At 40.6% G+C, this 3702-nt stretch carries 3 protein-coding genes; all 3 read right to left on the bottom strand.

What is annotated here, in order from left to right:
* Positions 1–1164: 1164 nt before the first annotated feature.
* Entirely contained in the window at positions 1165–1668 is a 504-nt protein-coding gene (locus NI466_RS15570; RefSeq protein ID WP_253173992.1) for a hypothetical protein, read from the bottom strand.
* A gap of 63 nt (positions 1669–1731) precedes the next feature.
* Complete coding sequence (locus tag NI466_RS16115) at positions 1732–3177, bottom strand: relaxase/mobilization nuclease domain-containing protein (protein ID WP_494399520.1); 1446 nt, start codon at positions 3175–3177, stop codon at positions 1732–1734.
* Positions 3178–3205: 28 nt separating this feature from the next.
* Positions 3206–3702: MobC family plasmid mobilization relaxosome protein (locus tag NI466_RS15580; protein WP_253173994.1), on the bottom strand; the 497-nt coding region annotated here is incomplete at its 5' end.

Here is a 3702-nt window from a genome sequence, read left to right on the forward strand (position 1 = left end):
TCCTCGGTTGATAACCGGACAAAGAAAAAATCTATGATTTTTCTCTTTGGGCGGTTTTCGGGGGTGTCGGGGGTGAAGCCCCTGATCCCAGTAGCACAAAAGGGACGAAGTCCCCTTTGTGTATGCTGGCTTATAATCACAATAGCATGTTGATTACAGGCCGACAAGATTCGCTAGAATGTTGGCTGCATGTGATCAAAGGCTATCTGTGATTAGGTTGGTATTGGATGAGTCGTTACAAGATTATGGACAATCGCAAGCGACCGCCTTTTCTGATCTATGCACAAACACTATGCATAACTCCGCATAAATCGCAGATTTATACGTTGAGTTACACACAGGTTTGATGCACAGGAAAAGTCTTTGCCCACAACCATTGTTAACTCCTTTCAGTAATAGTTTTTTTAAAATAATTATTCTTAATATATAAAAAGCAAATGCGCTCAACTTCTCAACTCGCCCCCAAAGCGTCGGGCAAGCCCTTTGGCTTTGGTGAACGGTTGAGAGAGTTTCGGCAATACTCACCCTAAGGGCGGTTATTTAAAAAAATAACACATCCCCTAAGTATTGCCGATTTACCTGTATATATTTGGCTTCGGAGCCACGTATATCGGTCGTATCCGCACATAGCTTTGCTGACTATGCAGACAAGGACTCAAAGTCTTGCACTTCGCTCCACACGCTCCCTGTCGTTACATTGCCTGTATCTCTGCGAGGGTTTCCCCAACGTACAACTTAACAAGTCCTATGCAACTACTCCTAACGCTCCGCCTATGTGAAGTTCCCCTGTAAGCGGTTTAGCCTTTCGACTATAGCTACAATACGCCAGTGACACTTATTCCTACCACACGTACTGCATGCCGACCGTAAAACGGACACGCAGAAGCGGGCAAAGCTCGATCTAGAATACTTATTTGATGATTTAAAACACGAATTAACGAAGACTTATCATTTTGAGGCTTGATATAAACACTGTTTATTGTAAAAATAGAGTTCAGGTACAAGCCTTAGTGTGAAATCATAACGGTCGCCAAACCTTATGATCTTCGTTACTTGATGTTCAAGCATCAAATAACTGCGTACCGCTGAATATAATGCGAAAGGCTGTTAAGTTTCAATACTTAACAGCCTTTTTCTTTTAGAATTTTGTTCTTATGTATGAGCTTAATCTTTTACTCTATTAAGATACTGCAAATTAAATGGCTTCGAGATAAAGCTATATATTGCAAAAACTGCCCCAAAAAAAATAAAAAGTACTATTATCCCAGCGGATTGATCAACCATTTCCGATGGTCGAAGGTCATATACCGATGCAATAATTAAGCTATTAATAAAACTTACAATAGGAAGACCAATTAATAGAGTTATTAATAGTTTTACTGTTGTTTTACTTTTTCCATACTTACTCATGAGTATGATAAAAATTATTAAAAAAGCAGGTGTAATCAAACCTATAAGAAAAAATGTAACTATTGAGAAATCAGCAGTATGAGTATTATTAACCTCTCTATAATACTGACTAAACTCAGCATAGCTTCCCAAAACAGCCATTACTGCTAGAACAGCCTGAATCTTTAAATATAAGAAAAACAAATCTAAAGCAGTCTTTTTTTTATAAAGCTCATGCTCTTGCTTTTCTTCATCCGACAAATATCTCCAAGTCGCCATTAAAACCCCAAAAAAATTAGATTAATTTATCAAAGTATACAGTTATTTAATTACTCTTATTGGTTAATACCGTATTCCATAACTGCGTTTTGGCTCATTCATTTTTTCAACTTGCTCACTTGCATTTCTAATACCTGTAATTGCTCGATCAAGACTTTGTTTTGTGTCTTGAAGTCTTGCACTTGAAAGCTCAAGTTGCTTACTTGCCGAGCTAATTTGTTCAAGCTCTCGTTTCGGGTCTGATCTGTTTCGCTGATACTCTCTAAAAGCTTCCTGAATGCTTCCCTGATGCTCTGATTGTCTTGCTTGGTACTCTCGAATATCTTGAGTAAATCGGCTTCCCTCTGCTGTTGGTGTATCTGTGCTTGTTCCAAGGCTTCGAGTAAGTGCTTTTCTAATTCGGTCATCAGTTAATACCCCATTGGAACCATTAGGCTGCCATTCTGCCAAGTCGGTGCGTTCTTGTTCACCAAAATGCATAAGCGTTTGCGATCTTTGTTGTCGATGCAGTCTTTCAGCTTGATATTGCCCCCCTTGTTCGCTAAGTCCTGTATAGCTAGGTTCTGTTGGGCGATTATCTCTGCGTTCTTGCCGATTTTGTAGCTCTGATAAGCTAGGATGCCCCACATCACTAAAAGGGCTGTTATCACGGCTATGGCTACGATACTCCAAGTTTTTAACATAGTCGGCAGTAACCGTCTGTTCTGCTCTTGGATAGCGGAGTTCATTGCTTTCGCGTTTTCTTCTAACAAGTCGGTCAAGCGTTGCTCGTGCTTCTTGAACTCTGTCGCTACGACTTGCTCTGTATCTTTCGCTTGCTCGTTCGATGTCTGCTCGAAGTTCTTTGCCAAATCTAAAATCTTGCTCATAGATCATTCCTTTAAGACGAATATTTTTGCCCCCTTCAGGGTCTTTAATGCTGATTGTTTTTGGCGTAGTTCTCGCAATCTCAAAGCCTGCCGATTCAAGCGTTTTAATTACATCCTCACGGTTTTGGATACGTCCGCTTTCAGCAACGCTTAAAAGCCCATCTGTGATGATCTCTGACGCTTTTTGCTTATGCTTTGGCAGCGCATTAGGAGTACATAACTCACGCTTATTTAGAGGGTCATTAGGGTCGTGTAGTTTGTAATGATCGTTCACAAGGTCTTTCCATGCATTTAAACGTGGACGATCTGCTTTGTCGTAGTACGGCTGTAAGCGTTTACCGCTTTGAAGTTCCACATTTGCTACAACGAAATTCAGCTCTAGGCGGTCTTTATCTTGATGCTGCACCCATAGAATTGAATATTGATCTTTATCCATACCTGGCATCAATGCACGTTCAAAACTATCCATGATCTTTTGTTTTTGGTGTTCGTCTAAATCACGCTCTGCAAACGATAAAACACCCGATGTATATTTTTGAGCGAAGTTAGTGCTGTCAATCAATTGAATCATTTGTTCAGGATCACCGCGGTCTAGCCTTGCATCCTCCCGATCTCGGTCTTTACCAAGCAAATAATCCACGGGACCACGCCCCGAACCTGCACCACGACTATGTATTTTTATGATCATTGTGCAATCTCTGAAGCTCTCGCTCTATACCTGATAAAGCTGTGATTATTGCTATGCGGTCTATAGCTGAACTTGTTTTACTTTGCTGATTAACCAATCTAGCAATCTGATTTAGATTGTTTCCAATGCCTGCAAGTTGTCTTAATAGTTTTGGGTCTACTTCAATGACTTTACTTTGCTTAGTACGTTTTTCACTTAAACAAATTTCACGCATCCAACTCGCAAGGCTAGCTGTAGTACATCTGTCTAATAGGGCTTGATGTTCTTCGTCCGTTAAACGGATTTTGATTTCCTTTTGTCTTTTAACTATTTCTTTTTTGGTCATGCCTAAATCAGATCCTCGGTTGATAACCGGACAAAGAAAAAATCTATGATTTTTCTCTTTGGGCGGTTTTCGGGGGTGTCGGGGGTGAAGCCCCTGATCCCAGCATACACAAAGGGGACTTCGTCCCTTTTGTGCTACTGGGATCAGGGGCT

Origin of the sequence: Acinetobacter lwoffii, assembly GCF_024129595.1 — a bacterium.
GTDB classification, from domain to species: domain Bacteria; phylum Pseudomonadota; class Gammaproteobacteria; order Pseudomonadales; family Moraxellaceae; genus Acinetobacter; species Acinetobacter lwoffii_O.